A 21,026-nucleotide genomic window follows, 5' to 3' on the forward strand; every position below is an offset into this window, starting at 1 on the left:
CGCGGCTTTCGCCTTTTTAGTTGCTGCCATTTTCAGTCCCACCCCAGCGCATCCGGCCTGGCTCGTTCAGCCCTTAACCCTGCATCAGCGAGAATCTCTACGGCTGTGAGATAGTTTCTGGATACCAGTACCGCCTCAGGTGGCGCGGCCTGAATCCCAAGAAAAGCCAGCTCTTTCGCCATGTTGCAGAAATATCCCTCAGCTTTACGTCTGCTGACTGTCGACTCGCTGATGCCCATATGCTCGGCGTATGATTTCTGCCCTACTGATGCAAGCCGGTTGAGCAGGACACTCTCTATCTCAATCGGGTTGATTTCTGGTGGGTCTAACTTTCGTGCAATTGCGTTCTCCATGGGTAAATATCCTCTATGGTTATTTGGCTGATGCCTCTTGGTTTGGTAATCCATCTGTTGGGTTTGGATACATGTCAGGGCGAAGTTCGTGTGGGGTGATGCCAGTTACATGAAAAATAGGGAAAACTCGGCCTTTAGGTACAACACCACCGTAACGTTTTTTCCAGTGACTAATTGTCATTGACGAAACACCGAGCTTTTCTGCCAGCTTTGAAGAATTGCCGGCAACTTGTATGGCTTTTTCTAATGCGTTCATAAACCACTCCTTAGAAGTTACAAACCAAATTAAACATTATGTTTAATATAAAGTCAACATTATGAATGTTGAGGAGATAAACTTTTAGTTTAGAATTTCGATATATGAGAAAAAACACACACCAAACTGACAATCCGCAGGTTCGGCGGTTAAATGAGATCATTGAGAAGAAGCGCATATCCAAAGCGGATATAGCGAGGATCTGCGGTGTGAGCGCTCAATCGGTCAACAACTGGTTTGTCAGGGGAGCAATAGGTAAAAGCTCTGCAATAAAACTTGCCGATGCGCTTGGCGTTAGCCTGGAATGGGTTTTAGGACAAGACGTGGATGCCAAAGATGGTTTGAGGCACGACGAACGGAGACTGTTGGAACTCTACAACCAACTACCAAATGAAGAAGAACAACAGAACATGTTGCGAATCGTATCCCTGCGCCTGAAGGAGCTCGACGAACTGTACGCGAAGTATATGGGGCGGCGGATTAAAGGGGATACGGAGTAACTACCCTAGTTAGGCTCTGCTCAACCACACATTTCGAAGCCTAACAAACTAGAACTGCCCCGCTTACGAACATGAAGCATGGGGAGAAAACTTGGCTATGCTCGCCATGAGAGACCGGAATAGAAAAAAGCTAAGAATATTATAGAGATAATTTAATTTCATGAGGTTTACATGTCTTCTTTGTGGGGTAAAAAGCAGATGACAGAAGAACAAGATCCAAACAATAGCGAACCGGACCCGGAACAAGGAAGTTTATTTGAATTAGAGTTCAATGAATATACCCCATCGAACTTGGGTACTGTGCATCTTTCTGGTTTTGCCATTGCCACTGATGAGATGGAGTATGCGGTTAAAAGTATGAAAACTGCACCTCCTTTTCCTGTACAAAACCCAACTCAAGTACCTGCTGCAGAGTGGTTTTGCACAAATTTGGCTGAAAGGTGTGGTATTGCAACTCCTGTTTGTAAGGTTCTTAAGTGTATTGCTGATGGCGAGTATGTATTTGGCTCTCGCATTGAGTTTTCTGCATGGAAGTCAGGACTTAACGGCCCGCAATGGATCAATTTGCTGGCAAACGCCTCTGAGTCATTGAAAAAACAGCTATGGGCAATTTATGCATTTGACCAATTCGTGTACAACATTGATCGCCATCTCAATAATTATCTTTACATGGAGAATACGCGCGGTCATATCATAGTAAAAACGTTCGATTTTAGCTTGAGTTCTTTTGTTATCGGTTGGCCACGTAGCACCCCGCACACACTTCCTACGGACTCAAGCACATCAACAAACTGGTCTATAGCTAAGCAATTTGTCGGCGATACACCAGAATTAAGAATGTGCGCATTGTCAATACTTGACAAGATTGAGAAAATTGGAGTTGCTACAATCTCTGATATACTAGAGTCTATGCCTGTCGCATGGATGCCACCAATGCATAAAGAATATTTTCTGAAGTGGTGGGATAGTGAGGAAAGAATTGAGCGAATAAACGCTATAAGACTGGAGATAACCTCTTGAAAACCTTCAAATACAGCTTAATCAGAGTTACGCCTAATCTTGAGAAAGGTGAAACGATTAACGTTGGCTTGATCGTTTACCACGACTCCGACATAGACGTACGCATGCTTAATTCAGTTTCAAAGCTTAAAGCAATTGATAAAGGTCTTTCACAAAATTACTTGGAAGATCTTTCAAACTCACTTTTTGATTTGTCACACAAAATAAATGACGTTGAACTTCTTCCCTGCCTTTTTAAGGGATCGTTATCACTATCTTCTTTTGGTATGTTTACCATTCAAAGCAATGATAATTACGAAACAAAAATTACTGATTTGATGAATAGGTTAGTAAATCCACAGAAACAATCTCACAAGCAACTGAAAAGAAAAGTTTTCTTTGAAATAAAGTCAACCTTCATGCAGCACGGAATCTTCAGCAAATACTCTGAAGACCTTTATCAGCACAAGATTGTTGCTAACTATCCTATAAGCGATGACGAAGGTTTAGTTGCAGATTTCTTGCTTAAGAACGGCAAATACCATCTGACTGAAACTTTAGATTTCCGTTCAGAAAATTTTAAAAAACAAATGGGTGAGGCTGCTGTGAGTGCTTTAACAATTTCAAAAGCATGTGAAATTTACAAATATAATATTGACTCATTTGTTATTTATGCAGCGGAAACTACAGCACAAGAAAAAACAGCAAAACAGCAAATAAATCTTCTTGAAAAACATGCAGATAACCTTATAAACGCGTACAGTAAAGAAGATATGAATTTTTATTATGAGAAGATGTTAAACGCTGCGTCAATGCTTCAGTAATTTAGTTTATGAATCCAACCCGGCCACCGCGCCGGGTATTTACTGCCCTTTCCTCACCATCACAGCCGCATCCCGCAATACACCTTTGTGAATAACGTTCCCGACTCTCCTCCGCTTCTCCTCCAGACGTTCAACGATCGCATCACGGTTAATCACTACGCCGTCGATTATCAATTCGACCACAGCGCCGCCAATCTCACCCGCAATGAATGCCGCACGGTCTTCTTCCAGCTCGTCACGATCCATAATCAACCCTCTTTGATGATTTTATGACCATGTGAAGTCTTAAAATACATACTACCCACACACCCCTTCTCAACAAATAAACAATTTGTTTATATAAAAACACTCATTATGTTGACACAATAATAAACATTGTGTTTAATTAATCCATAGCAACAACGAACCACCGAGGCAGGACGCCCACGAAGTAGCCGTCCGGGGCATACGAAGACCGGAATGAGGTGGAAAAGTTAACGCGCAGAAGGTGATAAACGTTCCGCTGGCCGGCGATAAGGCAAACGAGGGTGAGAATGATTGATTTCGCACGTAAACCAGCTCGACAGCAGGCCGTCCCGCTCAACCGGATTGAGGTTTTAATCCGCCGCCTCTGCTACCTGCTGGCGCAGAAAGGAGATCCGGATGCATAACCAAAAGACATGCGCTTACCACCTGTGTGGAAAGACGATTGAGCAAGGCAAAGAAGTAAAAAACGAGCTGACGCTGATTCGCGGCGCGCAGCTGACACATGAAGAGCGCGATTACTGCTCTGTACGTTGTGCCTCATACGACCAGATGGCGCACGGAAGTTAAATAGTAGATCCGAAATATGAAATGAAAAATTCGCCATTAATTTGGCGTGGCTTCATACACCCTGAATTTAAGACTGGAGAAATTATGGAAATCGTAAAAATCGAAATGAACCTGAAAGCAGTTAATAAGAGCATTGCTTTATTCAATTGCGAAAAGAGAGTCTCAGGCGTTATTCACTCAAATTCAACTGGCGAAACTACTGTGATTCTCGACGGTGGATATGTACTCGGAAAGTTCGACTGTCCTCATTGTGCTGTAGAAGCCATTTCGCTGCTCACAGTCAAGGTAAGTGATGGAGAACAAGCAGGGTTTGGTAATTACCGAAGTTACAAGCTTGATTACTCAGAAAAATTTTATCAGACCATCCATTAAGAAAACGCCCACCGAAGCGGGCGTGCCCTGTCCGGTCCAACCGACCAAAGCGAACCGGACCTAACAACCAGATATATCGGGGTGCTGTTAAGGCACCTCCATTCTACACGAATTGAGGACAAAACAATGAGTGGAATTAATCCTGTATTTTTAGTCCGCAAAGCAAAGAAATCATCAGGCCAGAAAGACGCTGTACTCTGGTGCAGTGATGATTTTGAAGCGGCAAATGCAACACTGGATTATCTTCTGATTAAATCCGGTGCGAAGCTGAAAGATTATTTCAAAGCTGTCGCTACTAATTTCCCTGTCGTTAACGAGCTGCCGCCGGAAGGCGAACTGAGCCTCACTTTCTGCGATTACTATCAACTCGCTAAAGACAATATGACCTGGACGCAAATCCCCAGCGTCACCCTGCCATCATCTGAAGCCGCCGCCGCGGCGCGCCAGCATATCGTCGACGGTGTTGATACCGAAACAGGCGAAGTGCTGGAAGACCACAACGAAAATTTTGGTAACGAAAGCAACAGCCCTTCCCCGGCAAAAGCCCCAGCCCCCGAGCTGACTGTTGTCGCAACTATGCCCCTCCGTCACCGCGTTCTTGCTCAGCACATAGGTGAAGGTGAGTATCTTTATCACGTCGACGCCTCCCAGAAAAAAGAAATTCTACGTCTCGAAATGGACACCGATAATTCATATGTCCAGAACCTGATACTCGCCGCAGAAAATGTAGAGCCGTTCAAAAAAGCTATCGAGCACGATATTCACAAAGCAGTGAATGCGTATAAACAGGTATTTCCTGTCGATGGAAAAGTGCCTGAGTTATGCACCACTATTAAGTTTTTTAAGGAATGGTTCAGTGCTGAACACATTAACCGCGGCCTGCTGGTTAAGGAATGGGCTGAACGCCTGAAGAATAAACCTGCACCCGTTAAAAAAACCGGGCCACATAAAGTAATTGTCGACGACGTAAATAAGCCAGAGCGTCCACGCCGTAGCGAAAAACCGACACACAGAACGATTAACTATGAGCTCGCCTGTGGTTTCTGTGAGGAGCTGGATCTGAATAACCTGCGTCCTGCAATGGATTTTGCAAAACGTATCATCGCCGAAGACCGGGAAGACTGGAAGCGAATGTCGATGACAGTGGGCATTATCCCCGACATCAAAGGCTACGACCGACAGACCATTATTGACCTGGTACGCAAAGCGCCAAAGGCCGTACATAACGGTAATCCTGATCTTCGCCGGACGTGGTGCGAAAGCTTTCTTGCCGTTCATGGTGTTCGCGATCCGGACTGGTACGAATATGCGCCTGATAACACCCCAACAACCCATGAAGAAAATGCGGCAAGGCTTCGTCAGGCGGGTAAATGTCTGCGGGATATTGAGGCGGGGAGATTTCAGTGTGATGAAGAAAAACCACAACCGGCAGGCGAACTGGCAGATGAACCAGCAACGCCTGAAGCAGTGGAACAGGACACAACTGAACATCATCCGGACCCGCAGCCGCTGGAGAATGAGCCACCTGTAAGCCAGACAGAAGCAGGCTACCAGAAAATACGGGCAGAACTGTACGAAGCACGTAAAAACATTCCACCCAAAAGCCCGGTTGATGTTGGTAAACAACTGGCAGCCGCACGCGGTGAATACGTCGAGGGCATCAGCGACCCGAACGACCCAAAATGGGTGAAGACCGGGACAAGCCAGCCGACCACCGAACCTGAACTGGTTAAAAATGTTGGCAACGGTATTTTCGACGTGTCCGCTTTAATGCAGAACTCATCAACTCATGGCACAGAAACGAATCCGGAGATCACCAGCAATGTGCAGGTTCAAGAAGCTGACAGTGATGAAAAACAGGCTGGTGATGCGGTGCAGGCAGGCGAAGGCGATCTGGGTACTGGTAAAGAAGCAGTTACCGTAGAGAACCAGAATCAGGCTGAGACGCACCAGAACAACGATTCTGTGAGCCAATCTGAACCTGAGGCGCAACAAAACGTACCGGAATCGCAACAAGAAGAGCCAGAAGCAGCCTGGCCGGAATACTTCGAGCCGGGCCGCTATGAAGGTGTACCAAACGAGGTTTACCACGCCGCCAACGGGATCAGCTCAACTCAGGTGAAAGATGCTCGCGTGTCGCTGATGTACTTTAACGCGCGTCACGTAGAGAAGACTATCGTCAAAGAGCGCTCTCCAGTGCTTGATATGGGCAACCTGGTACATGTTCTGGCTCTACAGCCGGAAAACCTCGAAGCAGAGTTCAGCGTAGAGCCGGAGATCCCTGAGGGTGCTTTCACCACCACCGCCACCCTGCGCGAGTTCATCGACGCGCACAACGCCAGCCTGCCAGCGCTGCTGAGTGCTGACGATATCAAAGCGCTGCTGGAAGAGTACAACGCCACCCTGCCGTCGCAGATGCCGCTTGGAGCTTCGGTAGATGAAACCTATGCATCGTATGAGCAGCTTCCCGAAGAATTCCAGCGCATTGAAAACGGCACCAAACATACAGCCACGGCGATGAAAGCCTGCATCAAAGAGTACAACGCCACCCTGCCCGCGCCGGTTAAAACCAGCGGCAGCCGTGACGCGCTGCTGGAGCAACTGGCAATAATCAACCCTGACCTGGTCGCTCAGGAAGCGCAAAAATCGTCGCCGTTGAAAGTCTCTGGCACGAAGGCCGATCTGATTCAGGCCGTGAAATCAGTCAACCCGGCAGCGGTATTCGCCGACGAATTGCTGGATGCGTGGCGGGAGAACACCGAAGGGAAAGTGCTGGTCACCCGCCAACAGCTCAGCACCGCGCTGAACATTCAGAAAGCCCTGCTGGAGCACCCGACCGCCGGCAAATTGCTGACTCACCCAAGCCGCGCTGTCGAGGTTAGCTATTTTGGGATTGATGAGGAAACCGGGTTGGAAGTTCGGGTACGCCCTGACCTTGAGCTCGATATGGGCGGCCTGCGCATTGGCGCCGACCTGAAAACTATTAGCATGTGGAACATCAAGCAGGAAGGCCTGCGTGCGAAGTTGCACCGGGAAATCATCGATCGGGACTATCACCTGAGCGCGGCCATGTACTGCGAAACTGCGGCGCTGGACCAGTTTTTCTGGATTTTCGTCAACAAAGACGAGAACTACCACTGGGTCGCCATCATTGAGGCGTCTACCGAGTTGCTGGAACTTGGCATGCTGGAATACCGCAAAACAATGCGAGAGATAGCAAACGGCTTCGACACTGGTGAATGGTCAGCGCCTATCACAGAAGACTACACCGACGAACTGAACGATTTTGATGTGCGCCGCCTTGAAGCGTTGCGCGTACAGGCATAAGGGGAAAATCATGGAAAACACAAATATTGTTACCACTGAGCAGCAGGCACCAAACACCATTTCTGCCAGTAACGCAATTTTTAACGTTCAGGCACTGGGTCAGTTAACAGCTTTCGCTAACCTGATGGCAGACTCACAGGTGACGGTACCGGCACACCTTGCAGGGAAACCAGCCGACTGTATGGCAATCGTCATGCAGGCTATGCAATGGGGCATGAACCCTTACGCTGTGGCGCAGAAAACACACCTGGTTAACGGTGTTCTTGGTTACGAGGCACAACTGGTCAACGCAGTAATCGCAAGCTCCAGTGCCATTCATGGCCGTTTTCATTACCGCTATGGGGGTGACTGGGAGCGCTGCACCAGGACACAGGAAATCACACGCGATAAAAACGGTAAAAATGGGAAGTACACCGTCACTGAGCGCGTTCGTGGCTGGACAGATGAGGACGAGATCGGCCTGTTCGTTCAGGTTGGTGCCATTCTGCGAGGTGAATCTGAAATCACCTGGGGAGAACCTCTTTACCTCTCCGGCGTTGTTACCCGCAATTCTCCGCTATGGGTTTCAAACCCTAAACAGCAAATTGCCTATCTGGGCGTTAAATATTGGGCTCGCCTGTACTGCCCGGAAGTGATCCTCGGCGTGTACAGCCCTGATGAGGTTGAGCAACGAGAAGAACGCGAGATTAACCCTGCTCCAGTCCAGCGCATGAGCGTACAGGAAATCACCAGCGAGGTTAGCACCAGGACCAGCGCGCAGGAGTCGGCAGCTAACGTTGATGCTGTTGCCGACGATCTTCGCGAACGCATTGATACAGCAAGTTCCGTTGATCAGGCAAAAGCAATCCGTGCGGATATCGAATCACAGAAAGCGTTGCTGGGTACTGCGCTGTTCACCGAATTAAAAAACAAAGCAGTGAAGCGCTATTACCAGGTCGATGCACAGAACAAAGTCGAGGCAGTGATCAACTCAATTCCAAACCCTGGCGAACCGGAAGCCGCAGAGATGTTTGCTAAAGCTGAAAGTACGCTTGGCGCTGCTAAACGTCATCTTGGCGACGAACTGCACGATAAGTACCGCATCACCCTGGACGATATGAAACCGGAATACATCGGCTAATTGCATCGGGAGGGGTTACGCCCTCCCGCCTGAGGAGGCTTTATGCGCCTTATAAATCGCAGTAAGCAATCGCCATTGGGCCGTCGCGCATGTGATGTTGCACTGGCTGCGCATCATGAGAAGTTCGGCGATTACGGCAGACAAAAGCACGTTACCAATTACACCGTTGTAGTGGATGGCGTAAAGGTGCCTGTTGAAGTAGTTAACCGGGCCACCAGCTACGTAGCCACCGCAATGATCGGCGTCCGGAAACTTAGAAATCTGCCAGCACAGGCAAACTGAATATTAGCGATGGCCCGCTGCGGGGCCACTGGAGAAAACGATGAGCAACATTATCCAACTGACGCCAAACAAGTGGGTTAGCGAAAAAGTTCTGATTGCGGTTACCGGGCTTAAGCCCGGAACCATTACCCGCGCCAGAAAAGAATCCTGGATGCTGGGCCGCGAGTACCTGCACATTTCACCAGACGGAAATCCGAAGCCTTCGAGCGAATGCATATACAACAGAGAAGCCGTTGATCAGTGGATCGAGGCGCAGAAAAAAAATCAACCAGGTGCGAAGACAACATGAAAAGCAGTACACTCGTCAATGCTCCTGGACGTCAGGAGGGATTAATGGCTAATGCATCATACCCGACAGGCGTCGAAAACCACGGCGGTTCGCTCCGCATCTGGTTTCTGTATAAAGGTAAACGTGTCAGGGAAAACCTTGGTATCCCTGACACTGCAAAAAATCGCAAGATAGCTGGCGAACTGCGTTCTTCGGTTTGTTTTGCGATAAGGATGGGGAATTTTAACTATGTGGAAAAATTCCCAAACTCACCGAACCTTGCCCGGTTCGGTCAGGATAGAAAGGAAATTACTGTGCTGGAGCTTACCGAAAGATGGTCCGAGCTGAAGAGAATGGAGATCAGCTCTAATACCATGAGTAGGTACGAATCTATCATAAAAAACATGCTTCCACTCATCGGCGAAAACAAAATGGTTTCTGCGGTGACTACTGAGGATTTGCTGTATGTCAGGAAGGAGTTGCTGACGGGCTTTCAGGTAATGAAGAAGGATCACCGGACTCAGGTTAAAGGCCGGAAATCGTCCACAGTGAATAATTACATGATGCTGATGGCCGAGATCTTCCAGTTTGGAACAGATAACGGCTATGCAAAGGAAAACCCGTTTAGCGGAATTAACCGTCTCAAGAAAGCGAAAGGGGAACCAGATCCACTCACGACAGACGAGTTCATCAGGTTTATCCAGGCATGCGGACACCAGCAGATGAGAAATCTCTGGTCACTGGCAGTCTATACCGGAATGAGGCATGGGGAGTTGTGCGGTCTGGCCTGGGAAGATATCGATCTGCATGCCGGGACGATCATTGTGAAGCGCAACCTTACCCAGACGGATGAGTTCACCCTGCCAAAAACCGACGCAGGTACTGACAGGGTGATATATCTCATTCAACCAGCTATTGATGCCCTGAGGAATCAGGCCCAGTTGACACGCCTTGGCCGGCAGTTTGAGGTTGAAGTGAAGTTGCGGGAATATGGACAATCTGTCATTCAGCCCTGCACGTTCGTATTCAGCCCTCAATGCGTCAAACGTGGACCTCGCACAGGATATCACTACGCGGTTAATTCCATTAATAAAATTTGGGCCCCGATAATCAAGCGTGCCGGCATTCGTTACCGTAACGCGTATCAGTCACGACATACCTATGCATGCTGGTCATTATCAGCTGGTGCTAACCCAAACTTTATAGCAACGCAGATGGGGCATACCGATGCACAGATGGTTTACAAGGTGTATGGAAAGTGGATGTCAGAGAAGAGCGCAGAACAGGTTTCTCTGCTCAACCAGGCACTTTCCCGCTATGCCCCATCACTGCCCCAAAGCATGGTAGCAGCGCAGTAGAAATCCTTAAATTCAAGGGGTTAGCAGTCGCATCGCTACATTTTTATAACATGGGGCACGAAATGCGCTCGACCCTAAAGACAGCTTATGGTGTGATCGGGGTTCAATAAATCGCTAAACAAGGTATACTCCAGCGGTTTTCTTAGTTGTTTATTGTACTAAACGCTCCCGTGAGAGGACGCAACAGCGCACCTATGACACAATTCGCTTCTCCTGTTCTGCACTCGTTGCTGGATACAGATGCTTATAAGTTGCATATGCAGCAAGCCGTTTTTCACCACTACTATGATGTGCAGGTAGCGGCTGAGTTTCGTTGCCGTGGCGACGACCTGCTGGGTATTTATGCCGATGCTATTCGCGAGCAGGTGGACGCGATGCAGCACCTGCGCCTCCAGGAGGACGAGTTCCAGTGGCTCTCCGGCCTGCCCTTTTTTAAACCGGATTATCTGAACTGGTTACGCGAGTTTCGCTATAACCCGGCTCAAGTCTGTGTCACCAACGATAACGGCAAGCTGAATATTCGCTTAACCGGCCCGTGGCGTGAAGTCATTATGTGGGAAGTGCCGCTGCTGGCCGTGATCAGTGAGCTGGTTCATCACTACCGCTCGCCAAACGCGGGTGTTGATCAGGCGCTCGACGCGCTGGAAAGTAAGCTGGTTGATTTCACTGCGTTAACCGCCAATCTCGATATGTCCCGCTTCCACCTGATGGACTTCGGCACCCGCCGCCGTTTCTCTCGTGAAGTGCAGCAGGCGATAGTTAAACGTCTCCAGCAGGAGTCATGGTTCGTCGGCACCAGCAACTATGATCTCGCGCGTCGCCTGGCGCTGACGCCGATGGGCACTCAGGCGCACGAATGGTTCCAGGCGCATCAACAAATCAGTCCGGACCTGGCGACTAGCCAGCGTGCCGCGTTGGCCGCCTGGCTTAACGAATATCCGGACCAGCTTGGTATCGCCTTGACAGATTGCATTACAATGGATGCGTTTTTACGCGATTTCGGCATTGAATTCGCCAGCCGTTATCAGGGGTTACGCCACGACTCAGGAGACCCTGTCGCATGGGGCGAAAAGGCGATTGCCCATTATGAAAAGCTGGGGATTGATCCGCTGACAAAAACGCTGGTCTTTTCAGATAACCTTGATCTGCAAAAGGCGGTCGAGCTCTATCGCCATTTCGCCTCTCGCGTGCAGTTAAGCTTCGGCATCGGTACCCGCCTGACCTGCGATATCCCTCAGGTAAAACCGCTCAATATCGTGATTAAACTCGTGGAATGTAACGGAAAGCCGGTGGCTAAACTTTCCGACAGCCCCGGTAAAACGATCTGTCATGATAAAGCGTTTGTGCGCGCGCTGCGTAAAGCGTTCGATCTCCCGCAGGTGCGTAAAGCAAGTTAACCATGCCTGTGCGAAGCGCCCGGAAAGTGGGCGCTTTGTTACTCTTCTGACCATCTTACCTGTTCTGGCCGCGATGGTGACTATTCTTCCCCTTCACTCTTCGACATATTTACGTGCGTAATTTGCGTTGTTTTTACAGAATTAGTGTCCCGCTGTGTACGCGTTCTGAATATATTGAATTCGCTAATAAATTCTTTACGCAGCAAGAACAGAGCAATTACGTTGGGGATAACCAGAAAACCGACAGCAATATCAGCCATTAACCAGATTACCGGGATTTCCATATTAACGGCAATCAGTGGCGGCAAAAAATATAGCCATTTAATGATGCGTTCTAGCTTATCGCCAAAAATATAGTTTATCGAAGTGCGAAATTTAATATATGAGCCAAGATAAGAAGTAAACAGAATCAACGCCACACCGAGACAGAGAACCTGAACAATAATCGGATGCCATGTTTCTTTTAAGGCGGCAAAGATAATCTGAATACCTTGATAACTGGCGTCTGTCCACATACCAGAAGCAAGTACAGCAAATGCAGTAAAGTTACAGGTAATCATTGAGACAAAAAAAACTTCCACTGCCCCCCACATTCCCTGACGGAAAGCGTAATCCACGTTGGCAGTAGCATGTACTGTGGCCGAGGTACCCATGCCGGCTTCGTTAGTGAATATTCCGCGACTGGCTCCTTTACTGATGGCCATCATGATGGTTGACCCGACAAAGCCACCGGCTGCTGGCGCAGGGGCAAAGGCATAATAGAAAATACTTTTTATAACCTGTGGGATAGCCTCGATATTCAATACCACTACACCAGCGGCACCAATGAAATAGGCAATGGTGATCGGTGGAAGTGCAATCGTACAGAATTTACCAAGACTGGAGAGTCCTTTTAAAATAACCAACGCGCCTACGATGACAATAAATCCCCCGATGACGCTTGTTGGGATGTCAAACGTATAGTGAATGACCGCCGCCATCGTATTAGTTTGCACAAAACAGGCATCCGTAATAACCAGAATCATTAATGCAAACGCATATAATCCTGCCAGGGGATGCCATTTTTTATTGAGCCCTTTCTTAATATAATGCATTGGGCCGCCATAATATTCGCCATTCTCACCTTTACTTCGGTATTTCACCGCCAGCGTCACTTCAACCATTTTGGTCATCATACCCACGACCGCAATGATCCACATCCAGAAAATTGCCCCAGGTCCGCCAACCGCAATAGCCGCAGCAACACCTGCGATCGTTCCCGCGCCTAATGAGCCGGATAGCACAGTGGCAGCCACCTCTATTGATTTTAAGGATTTTTTAGACGCTGCCTCGCCAGTAGTGTTTTGTTTATTTTTTCCGGCAAGTGTACCAATTGTATTACGGTAAATTTCTTTTAAATTGATAATCTGGAAAAATTTGAGGCGTACTGTGAAATAAAAGCCAATGCCGATAACACACAAAAATAATGGGCCACCCCATAGAAATTCAAAGAGTTGTGAAAGTTGCTCTAACATAATGACCTCGGATTTAAATTAATTCGTTCAGTCTCAGAAATAATCTTTCCAGTTCAGCGTAATCCTGAATTTTGCCAACAACACTAAACTGGAAAGTCAGCGGGTAGGAGCATCCCTTACTCACTAAATGCCGTTTTAATGGTATATTGTTATGAAGTTTTGCTTCCTGCATTAGGTTTATTATGCGTATAAAAAACGCGTTTTTTACATGCTGCCTTTATTATCTAATTTTTTAGTCGTAATGTTTAAGCACTGCGTCCGTTCCAGACTATATCTTCATAAATATCTGGGGACGTATCGCCTTCGGTGCTAATAAGCAAAACATGAGCATTGGCATCAAGCTGTAAGCGATTAGCAAGATCCTGATAATGCATATTGTTCATCAACTCATAAAGTAACCCTACGCCAATAGCTCCGGACTCGCCGGAAATAAAAGGCGTATCCGTACCTGGACGCGGCGCGGCAGAAATACGCATACCCTTAGCCGCCAGACAGTCATCAGCGGAAATAAAACAACTGGTGTTGTCCCGAATAATAGGCCAACTGATAATATTCGGCTCCCCACACGCAAGCCCGGCCATTATCGTCGCCATATCGCCAGTGACGCAGTGAGGTTGACCATCATCCATAACTGCGGATTGATAAAGACAGTTGGCCTGATGCGGCTCAACCACAATAATATTAGGGATATTTTCCTGCATTTTTTCAACAAAATAACCCATAACACTGCCAGCAAACGATCCCACCCCCGCTTGTAAAATAAGATGGGTTGGCAACGGACTGTTTGTTTCTGCGAGCTGCTCATAAGCTTCAACCGCTAGTGTCATATAGCCTTGCATAATCCACGTTGGGATCTCTTCATACCCTGTCCAGGCTGTATCCTGCAAAAGCACCCAGCCTTTTGTTTGCGCCATTCTATGGGCCAGTCGCACTGCATCATCGTAGTTCAGATCGGTGATGGTGCATTCAGCTCCATGATGACGAATATTCTCTGCCCGGATTAACGATGATCCCTTAGGCATATAAACGACGGCTTTTAGACCTAATTGCTCCGCCGCCCACGCCACACCACGGCCATGATTGCCATCCGTCGCGGTAACAAAAACACAATCTTTAATTTTTTCTTTAATCTCAGGAGTGTTAAGGGCAGCAAAACTTAACGAGTTAATATCACATTGCAATTTATCAGCGAGATATTTTCCTACAGCATAAGAGCCGCCCAGACCTTTAAAAGCATTCAGACCAAAACGCCAGGATTCATCTTTAATATGGATGGACCCTAGTCCAAGCCGCTGGCTTAGATGCGCCAGATTATGTAACGGCGTGACGGCATAATTGGGTAATTTTTTATGAAATGCTAACACCTCATGCCCAACATTTCCGTTAAGCAAACTTAAGGCCGCTCCTGTACCATATTTTTTCCGACGTGTATTAAACTGATATTTAATAAGCTCATGCATAATGATACCTTTTGTTAAAGTTTATTTATTGAAATAATATATTTTTGTCAATTATTGAGTAGAAACAAGCAAAGAACTCGCGTTTTGTGGCTGTAGTAGTGGTTATCCTCACTTTAATAAACGTACTGATAAAAGAGTCGCACAATATCTATTACGTCCTTTTCTTTATTCCGCTGATTATGATAGTACTATGCTTATTGCTGTTAAATGGCGCGAAAATGCCCATCGTCGTGCAATTTTCACCTTTTTTTAACGGCCTGGACGCGGCAAAATTGCGCACAGTGATAGTCATCACATTAAAGAGGTTATTTGCGATATGAAGCTTGACGCCTGGGATAAAAACATTCTGACATTATTGCAGCGCGATAATCGTCTTTCTCAGCGGGAAATCGCCGAACAGGTCAATCTTTCACCTTCGGCAGTGAATCGTCGTATCGCGGCACTGGAGGAGGCGGGCATAATTAAAGGCAATGTCAGCCTTATTGATGCTGGCAAAGTAGGACGCCCGGTCACGATTGTGGTGCAGGTGGTGATCGAAAACGAGCGATTCAATTTACTGGAAGAGGCTCGTCAACGGTTTGTCAGTTGCCCGCAGGTGCAGCAGGTCTACTACGTAACGGGCGATTTCGACTTTTTACTGGTGCTCAATGTTCGTGACATGGCGGAATATGAAACGCTTACCCGTGAGCTTTTCTTTTCCTCAGGCAATATAAAGTCTTTTAAAACGATTGTCGTGATGCAAAACGCCAAGCAAGAGATGCGCGTCCTGATCGAGTAACGTGCGCAAAGCTTGCAAAACCAGCCTAAATTCTCAATGGTTCGCGAGCAGGTGCGAACTTTTTACAGGTTTCTTTCTGAAAACCTGCTTCCAGATGCGATTTCTGCTTGTCTGATTGCAGATGCCAGGTAACATAGGAATACCCCCATTTCGGGTGGACAAGTGTTTATTTTTTCCGACTATTAACTAGAGAGAATATTATGAGCGTTGTGCCTGTAGCCGACGTACTCCAGGGCCGCGTAGCCGTTGACCAAGAAGTCACCGTGCGCGGATGGGTGCGTACCCGCCGAGATTCAAAAGCTGGCATCTCCTTCCTCGCCGTTTATGACGGCTCCTGCTTTGATCCTGTACAGGCTGTCATCAATAATTCTCTGCCCAATTATAATGAAGAAGTATTACACCTGACGACAGGCTGCTCCGTGGTAGTAACAGGTAAGGTTGTCGCGTCGCCGGGACAGGGGCAAAGTTTCGAAATCCAGGCCACGAAAGTAGAGGTCGCAGGCTGGGTGGAAGATCCGGATACCTACCCGATGGCGGCAAAACGCCATAGCATTGAGTATCTGCGTGAAGTCGCGCATCTGCGCCCGCGCACCAACCTGATTGGCGCGGTAGCGCGCGTCCGCCATACTCTGGCGCAGGCGCTGCATCGCTTCTTCGATGAGCAGGGTTTCTTTTGGGTCTCTACCCCGCTGATTACCGCTTCCGATACCGAAGGCGCTGGCGAAATGTTCCGCGTCTCAACGTTGGATCTGGAAAACCTGCCGCGTAACGACCAGGGCAGAGTAGATTTTGACAAAGACTTTTTTGGCAAAGAATCATTCCTGACCGTCTCCGGCCAGCTCAACGGTGAAACGTATGCCTGTGCGCTGTCCAAAATCTATACTTTTGGGCCGACCTTCCGCGCGGAAAATTCCAACACCAGCCGCCACCTGGCGGAGTTCTGGATGCTGGAGCCGGAAGTGGCATTCGCCGATCTGGAAGACAACGCCCGTCTGGCGGAAGCCATGCTGAAATATGTCTTCAACGCGGTTCTGGAAGAGCGTGCGGATGACATGAAGTTCTTTGCCGAACGCGTGGATAAAGACGCTATCGCTCGTCTGGAGCGTTTTGTCTCTACCGACTTCGCTCAGGTGGATTACACCGATGCGGTCGCCATTCTGGAACGCTGTGGTAAGACATTTGAAAACCCGGTGTTCTGGGGCGTCGACCTCTCTTCCGAACACGAACGTTATCTGGCGGAAGAGCATTTCAAAGCGCCGGTAGTGGTGAAAAACTATCCGAAAGAAATTAAAGCGTTTTACATGCGCCTTAACGAAGATGGCAAAACCGTGGCGGCCATGGATGTGCTGGCGCCGGGAATCGGCGAAATCATCGGTGGTTCCCAGCGTGAAGAGCGTCTGGATGTGCTGGATGCCCGTATGGCCGAAATGGGGCTGAATAAAGAGGATTACTGGTGGTATCGCGACTTGCGTCGCTACGGTACTGTACCGCATTCCGGCTTTGGCCTGGGCTTTGAACGCCTTATCGCTTACGTCACTGGTGTGCAAAACGTGCGCGATGTTATTCCGTTCCCACGGACCCCACGCAACGCCAGCTTCTGATTTTTACGTCACACTCAAGGCCAGCTATGCTGGCCTTTTTTTTCGCCTGAATGTCAGTTTTATTATCAATAAGTAAATAAATTTAATTACAACCCTCTGAATTACAACATCTTGTTACTGTATATTTCACGAAAATATTTACACATAAAAATTAATCCTTAATTTTATTGCGGATTAGATTTTTCTGCTCTAATAGCACAATTTTTCACCATAATTTCGGACATCAAGACTTCTAAATGGCTATTCTTATGAAATAGCTCGTCTGCTGCTTTTTCAGGCACAACGGTTCTACAAGCGAATAATCACAATAAAATCATAGTGATAAAAGAAAAACGATCAAATCAAAGCGAGAACTCAGGGGAAGTTTGACGTTGTTCACAAAGTTCCGCGAAAATAACATTTATTTACATATTTTTTCCTTCTGAAACTAAATCTTTATATTTGTAGCACTTTCACGGTAGCGAAACGTTAGTTTGAATGGAAAGATGCCTGTCAGACACATAAAGACACCAAACTCTCATCAATATTTCTGTAAAGTTTTATTGACGGAATTTATTGACGGCAGTGGCAGGTGTCATATAAAAAAACCAATGAGGGTAATAAATAATGATGAAGCGCAAAATCCTGGCAGCGGTGATCCCTGCCCTGCTGGCTGCTGCAACCGCAAACGCAGCAGAAATTTATAATAAAGATGGTAATAAGCTGGATCTGTACGGTAAAGCCGTGGGTCGTCACGTATGGACAACGACTGGCGATAGTAAAAATGCCGACCAGACTTATGCCCAGATTGGTTTTAAAGGGGAAACGCAAATTAACACCGATCTGACCGGTTTCGGTCAGTGGGAATACCGTACTAAAGCAGACCGCGCTGAAGGCGAACAGCAGAACTCGAATCTGGTCCGTCTGGCTTTCGCGGGTTTGAAATACGCGGAAGTGGGTTCTATCGATTATGGTCGTAACTACGGTATCGTTTACGATGTTGAATCCTATACCGATATGGCCCCCTACTTCTCCGGCGAAACCTGGGGCGGCGCCTATACCGATAACTACATGACCAGCCGTGCTGGCGGTTTGTTGACCTACCGTAACTCTGACTTCTTTGGTCTGGTGGACGGTCTCTCTTTCGGTATCCAGTATCAGGGTAAAAATCAGGACAACCACAGCATTAACTCTCAGAATGGCGATGGCGTAGGTTACACCATGGCATATGAGTTCGACGGCTTTGGCGTCACCGCAGCGTACAGCAACAGCAAGCGTACTAACGATCAGCAGGATCGCGATGGTAATGGCGATCGCGCAGAGTCATGGGCCGTTGGCGCGAAATATGATGCAAACAACGTCTACCTGGCTGCCGTATATGCTGAAACCCGCAATATGAGCATTGTTGAAAATACGGTTACCGATACCGTGGAAATGGCAAACAAAACGCAGAACCTGGAAGTGGTCGCTCAGTACCAGTTTGACTTCGGCCTGCGTCCGGCAATCTCGTATGTGCAGAGTAAAGGTAAGCAGTTGAACGGCGCCGACGGCTCGGCCGATCTGGCGAAATATATTCAGGCGGGCGCGACTTACTACTTCAACAAAAACATGAACGTATGGGTTGACTACCGTTTCAACCTGCTGGACGAAAACGACTACAGCTCCAGCTACGTTGGCACCGACGATCAGGCGGCTGTCGGTATTACTTACCAGTTCTGATCAGCAGACCCCTTTGTTTTATGCCTCAAAAACAGGACTTCGGTCCTGTTTTTTTATCTCTCTTAGAGAAAATGTGCGTCTTTCAAAAACAGGCGGGCTTTTTAGCGCTAACGGTTGGCATTTTGTAAATCTGCCGTTAACCTGATAGCGGATTTCCCTTCTGTAACTATAATGGAACCTCGTCATGTTTGAGAACATAACCGCCGCTCCTGCCGACCCGATTTTGGGCCTGGCCGATCTGTTTCGCGCCGATGACCGTCCAGGGAAAATTAACCTTGGCATTGGCGTATATAAAGATGAAACCGGCAAAACACCGGTGCTCACCAGCGTTAAAAAAGCCGAGCAGTATTTACTGGAAAATGAAACGACGAAAAACTATCTCGGCATTGACGGGATTCCGGAATTTGCTCGCTGCACTCAGGAACTGCTGTTCGGCAAAGGCAGCGCGCTGATTAACGATAAGCGCGCACGCACGGCGCAAACGCCGGGCGGTACCGGCGCGTTACGCATTGCCGCCGACTTTTTAGCAAAAAATACTCCGGTAAAACGGGTGTGGGTGAGCAACCCCAGCTGGCCGAACCACAAAAGCGTGTTTAACGCTGCCGGCCTGGAAGTTCGGGAGTACGCTTACTACGATGCGGAAAATCACACGCTGGATTTTGAAGCGCTACAAGCCAGCCTGAGCGAAGCACAGGCCGGCGATGTGGTTCTGTTCCACGGTTGCTGTCATAACCCAACCGGCATTGACCCTACTCTGGAACAGTGGCAGGTTCTGGCTGAGCTTTCCGTTGAAAAAGGGTGGCTGCCGCTATTCGATTTCGCTTACCAGGGCTTTGCCCGCGGCCTGGAAGAAGATGCGGAAGGTCTGCGCGCCTTTGCCGCGCTGCATAAAGAGCTCATTGTCGCCAGCTCCTACTCCAAAAACTTCGGCTTATATAATGAGCGCGTCGGCGCCTGCACCCTCGTTGCCGCCGATGCGGAAACCGTGGATCGCGCTTTTAGCCAGATGAAATCCGCCATTCGCGCTAACTACTCCAACCCGCCAGCGCACGGCGCGTCCATCGTCGCGACTATCCTGAGTAATGACGCCCTGCGCGCTATCTGGGAACAGGAACTGACGGACATGCGCCAGCGTATCCAGCGTATGCGTCAACTGTTCGTGAATACCTTGCAGGAAAAAGGCGCGAACCGTGACTTCAGCTTTATTATCAAGCAGAACGGGATGTTCTCATTCAGCGGTCTGACCAAAGCTCAGGTGCTGCGTCTGCGTGAAGAGTTCGGCGTTTATGCCGTGGCTTCTGGTCGCGTGAACGTGGCGGGCATGACCCCGGATAATATGGCGCCACTGTGCGAAGCCATTGTCGCGGTACTGTAAAAAGCTGCCGACTGGCGTGACCGATAAAAAAGCCTGCAATGTGCAGGCTTTTTCATTCTGCTTACCAGACCGGCATCTCATCTTGCAAGAAGGGATTATGCAGACGCTCGTACCCGAGCGTAGAGAGCGGGCCGTGGCCAGGAATAAAGGTCACATCATCGCCAAGCGGCAATAATTTACGCTTAATGGCGTCAATCAACTGGGTGTGATCGCCGCGAGGAAAATCGCTGCGCCCGACGCCACCTTTGAAAATCACATCGCCGGAGATCAGCAGTTGCGACTGTTCATCAAAGAAAACCACGTGTCCCGGCGTGTGTCCCGGACAATGTAACACCTGTAACGTCACATTCCCCACGCTGACGCGATCGCCGTCGTTCAGCCAGCGATCAGGCGTCAGCGGCTGACACTCATCCAGACCAAACATGCGGCTTTGCGCCGGCAGTCCTTGCAGCCAGAACTCATCTTCTTTTTCCGGACCGATAACAGGAACGCCGTAATGCTGCGCCAGTTCACTCGCCGCGCCGACATGATCGAGATGCCCATGCGTGAGTAAAATTTGCATCAACGTCACGCCGCTGGCGTCCACTTCCTGTTTAATTTTTTCCGCGTCGCCGCCCGGATCGACCAGCGCCGCCAGCCGGGTTTGTTCGCACCAGATTAATGAACAGTTCTGGGAGAACGCGGTGACCGGAATAATACGATAGTTCATACTGCTCCTTTGATTAAGCCTC

The 21,026-nt window shown here is 48.4% G+C and carries 21 protein-coding genes and 1 pseudogene; 16 read left to right on the forward strand and 6 right to left on the reverse strand.

Going from position 1 to position 21,026, the window contains the following annotated elements; all coding sequences use genetic code 11:
* Nucleotides 1-32 precede the first annotated feature (32 nt).
* Together ACH0VJ_RS04670 and ACH0VJ_RS04675 are read right to left on the reverse strand one after the other, a co-directional pair.
* The gene (locus ACH0VJ_RS04670; RefSeq protein ID WP_072208512.1) at nucleotides 33-407 is read right to left on the reverse strand and encodes a CII family transcriptional regulator; all 375 of its coding nucleotides are present in this window, start codon (nucleotides 405-407) and stop codon (nucleotides 33-35) included.
* On the reverse strand, nucleotides 373-609 hold the full coding sequence (locus tag ACH0VJ_RS04675) for a YdaS family helix-turn-helix protein (RefSeq protein ID WP_000992433.1): 237 nt from the start codon (nucleotides 607-609) through the stop codon (nucleotides 373-375). The genes ACH0VJ_RS04670 and ACH0VJ_RS04675 overlap by 35 nt, the downstream gene beginning before the upstream one ends.
* 104 nt (nucleotides 610-713) lie before the next feature.
* On the opposite strand from ACH0VJ_RS04675, the gene ACH0VJ_RS04680 reads away from it, so the two are divergent.
* From ACH0VJ_RS04680 to ACH0VJ_RS04690, 3 genes are all read left to right on the forward strand, one after another.
* The gene (locus ACH0VJ_RS04680; RefSeq protein ID WP_001230958.1) at nucleotides 714-1,109 is read left to right on the forward strand and encodes a helix-turn-helix domain-containing protein; all 396 of its coding nucleotides are present in this window, start codon (nucleotides 714-716) and stop codon (nucleotides 1,107-1,109) included.
* Between the two features lie 171 nt (nucleotides 1,110-1,280).
* Nucleotides 1,281-2,129, forward strand: a complete 849-nt coding sequence (locus tag ACH0VJ_RS04685; RefSeq protein WP_000097141.1) for a hypothetical protein — start codon at nucleotides 1,281-1,283, stop codon at nucleotides 2,127-2,129.
* A complete protein-coding gene (locus ACH0VJ_RS04690) occupies nucleotides 2,126-2,932 on the forward strand; it encodes a DUF3037 domain-containing protein (protein WP_000846936.1) in 807 nt (268 codons plus the stop codon). Before ACH0VJ_RS04685 ends, ACH0VJ_RS04690 begins: the two co-directional genes overlap by 4 nt.
* 39 nt (nucleotides 2,933-2,971) lie before the next feature.
* Here the strand turns inward: ACH0VJ_RS04690 and ACH0VJ_RS04695 are convergent, their stop codons facing one another.
* Nucleotides 2,972-3,178, reverse strand: coding sequence for a hypothetical protein (locus ACH0VJ_RS04695; protein ID WP_000373339.1), 207 nt, complete (start codon nucleotides 3,176-3,178; stop codon nucleotides 2,972-2,974).
* 248 nt (nucleotides 3,179-3,426) lie between these two features.
* Between ACH0VJ_RS04695 and ACH0VJ_RS04700 the strand changes: the two are divergent.
* The 9 genes and pseudogenes from ACH0VJ_RS04700 to pncB all read left to right on the forward strand — a co-directional run.
* Nucleotides 3,427-3,582, forward strand: a pseudogene (locus ACH0VJ_RS04700) (hypothetical protein); the annotation flags it as partial.
* Nucleotides 3,575-3,745, forward strand: a complete 171-nt coding sequence (locus ACH0VJ_RS04705; protein ID WP_000551858.1) for a YdaE family protein — start codon at nucleotides 3,575-3,577, stop codon at nucleotides 3,743-3,745. The pseudogene ACH0VJ_RS04700 and the gene ACH0VJ_RS04705, both read left to right, overlap by 8 nt.
* 21 nt (nucleotides 3,746-3,766) lie before the next feature.
* Nucleotides 3,767-4,117: a hypothetical protein gene (locus tag ACH0VJ_RS04710; RefSeq protein WP_022742800.1), complete on the forward strand. Its 351-nt coding sequence runs from the start codon at nucleotides 3,767-3,769 to the stop codon at nucleotides 4,115-4,117.
* Nucleotides 4,118-4,243: 126 nt separating this feature from the next.
* Entirely contained in the window at nucleotides 4,244-7,444 is a 3,201-nt protein-coding gene (locus tag ACH0VJ_RS04715) for a RecE family exodeoxyribonuclease (RefSeq protein WP_000014350.1), read from the forward strand.
* Nucleotides 7,407-8,564, forward strand: coding sequence for a RecT family recombinase (locus ACH0VJ_RS04720; RefSeq protein WP_077907589.1), 1,158 nt, complete (start codon nucleotides 7,407-7,409; stop codon nucleotides 8,562-8,564). Before ACH0VJ_RS04715 ends, ACH0VJ_RS04720 begins: the two co-directional genes overlap by 38 nt.
* 42 nt (nucleotides 8,565-8,606) lie before the next feature.
* Nucleotides 8,607-8,846, forward strand: coding sequence for a DUF4060 family protein (locus ACH0VJ_RS04725; RefSeq protein ID WP_001237031.1), 240 nt, complete (start codon nucleotides 8,607-8,609; stop codon nucleotides 8,844-8,846).
* A gap of 40 nt (nucleotides 8,847-8,886) precedes the next feature.
* On the forward strand, nucleotides 8,887-9,135 hold the full coding sequence (locus ACH0VJ_RS04730) for an excisionase family protein (RefSeq protein WP_000065276.1): 249 nt from the start codon (nucleotides 8,887-8,889) through the stop codon (nucleotides 9,133-9,135).
* Nucleotides 9,136-9,179: 44 nt separating this feature from the next.
* Entirely contained in the window at nucleotides 9,180-10,472 is a 1,293-nt protein-coding gene (locus ACH0VJ_RS04735; RefSeq protein ID WP_001262307.1) for a site-specific integrase, read from the forward strand.
* 194 nt (nucleotides 10,473-10,666) lie between these two features.
* Complete coding sequence (gene pncB, locus ACH0VJ_RS04740; RefSeq protein ID WP_000191406.1) at nucleotides 10,667-11,869, forward strand: nicotinate phosphoribosyltransferase; 1,203 nt, start codon at nucleotides 10,667-10,669, stop codon at nucleotides 11,867-11,869.
* A gap of 80 nt (nucleotides 11,870-11,949) precedes the next feature.
* On the opposite strand, the gene ACH0VJ_RS04745 is transcribed toward pncB, so the two are convergent.
* A complete protein-coding gene (locus tag ACH0VJ_RS04745) occupies nucleotides 11,950-13,383 on the reverse strand; it encodes a sodium:alanine symporter family protein (protein WP_020839440.1) in 1,434 nt (477 codons plus the stop codon).
* 245 nt (nucleotides 13,384-13,628) lie between these two features.
* On the reverse strand, nucleotides 13,629-14,843 hold the full coding sequence (gene dpaL / locus ACH0VJ_RS04750; RefSeq protein WP_000544848.1) for a diaminopropionate ammonia-lyase: 1,215 nt from the start codon (nucleotides 14,841-14,843) through the stop codon (nucleotides 13,629-13,631).
* Nucleotides 14,844-15,159: 316 nt separating this feature from the next.
* Between dpaL and ACH0VJ_RS04755 the strand changes: the two genes are divergently transcribed.
* The 4 genes from ACH0VJ_RS04755 (at nucleotide 15,160) to aspC (ending at nucleotide 20,295) form a co-directional block, all read left to right on the forward strand.
* Nucleotides 15,160-15,621, forward strand: a complete 462-nt coding sequence (locus tag ACH0VJ_RS04755; RefSeq protein WP_000762343.1) for an Lrp/AsnC family transcriptional regulator — start codon at nucleotides 15,160-15,162, stop codon at nucleotides 15,619-15,621.
* Nucleotides 15,622-15,821: 200 nt separating this feature from the next.
* The gene (gene asnS / locus ACH0VJ_RS04760) at nucleotides 15,822-17,222 is read left to right on the forward strand and encodes an asparagine--tRNA ligase (protein ID WP_000117870.1); all 1,401 of its coding nucleotides are present in this window, start codon (nucleotides 15,822-15,824) and stop codon (nucleotides 17,220-17,222) included.
* A 606-nt stretch (nucleotides 17,223-17,828) separates the two neighbouring features.
* Nucleotides 17,829-18,920 carry a porin OmpF gene (gene ompF / locus ACH0VJ_RS04765; RefSeq protein ID WP_000977709.1) on the forward strand — a complete coding sequence of 364 codons (1,092 nt, stop codon included), beginning with the start codon at nucleotides 17,829-17,831 and terminating at the stop codon, nucleotides 18,918-18,920.
* 184 nt (nucleotides 18,921-19,104) lie between these two features.
* On the forward strand, nucleotides 19,105-20,295 hold the full coding sequence (gene aspC, locus ACH0VJ_RS04770; RefSeq protein WP_000462652.1) for an aspartate transaminase: 1,191 nt from the start codon (nucleotides 19,105-19,107) through the stop codon (nucleotides 20,293-20,295).
* 61 nt (nucleotides 20,296-20,356) lie between these two features.
* Here aspC and ACH0VJ_RS04775 read toward each other — a convergent pair whose 3' ends face one another.
* Entirely contained in the window at nucleotides 20,357-21,004 is a 648-nt protein-coding gene (locus ACH0VJ_RS04775) for an MBL fold metallo-hydrolase (protein ID WP_001109471.1), read from the reverse strand.
* Nucleotides 21,005-21,026: the final 22 nt, after the last annotated feature.

The organism is Salmonella sp. 2020_1459 (genome assembly GCF_043847915.1).
GTDB lineage: Bacteria > Pseudomonadota > Gammaproteobacteria > Enterobacterales > Enterobacteriaceae > Salmonella > Salmonella enterica.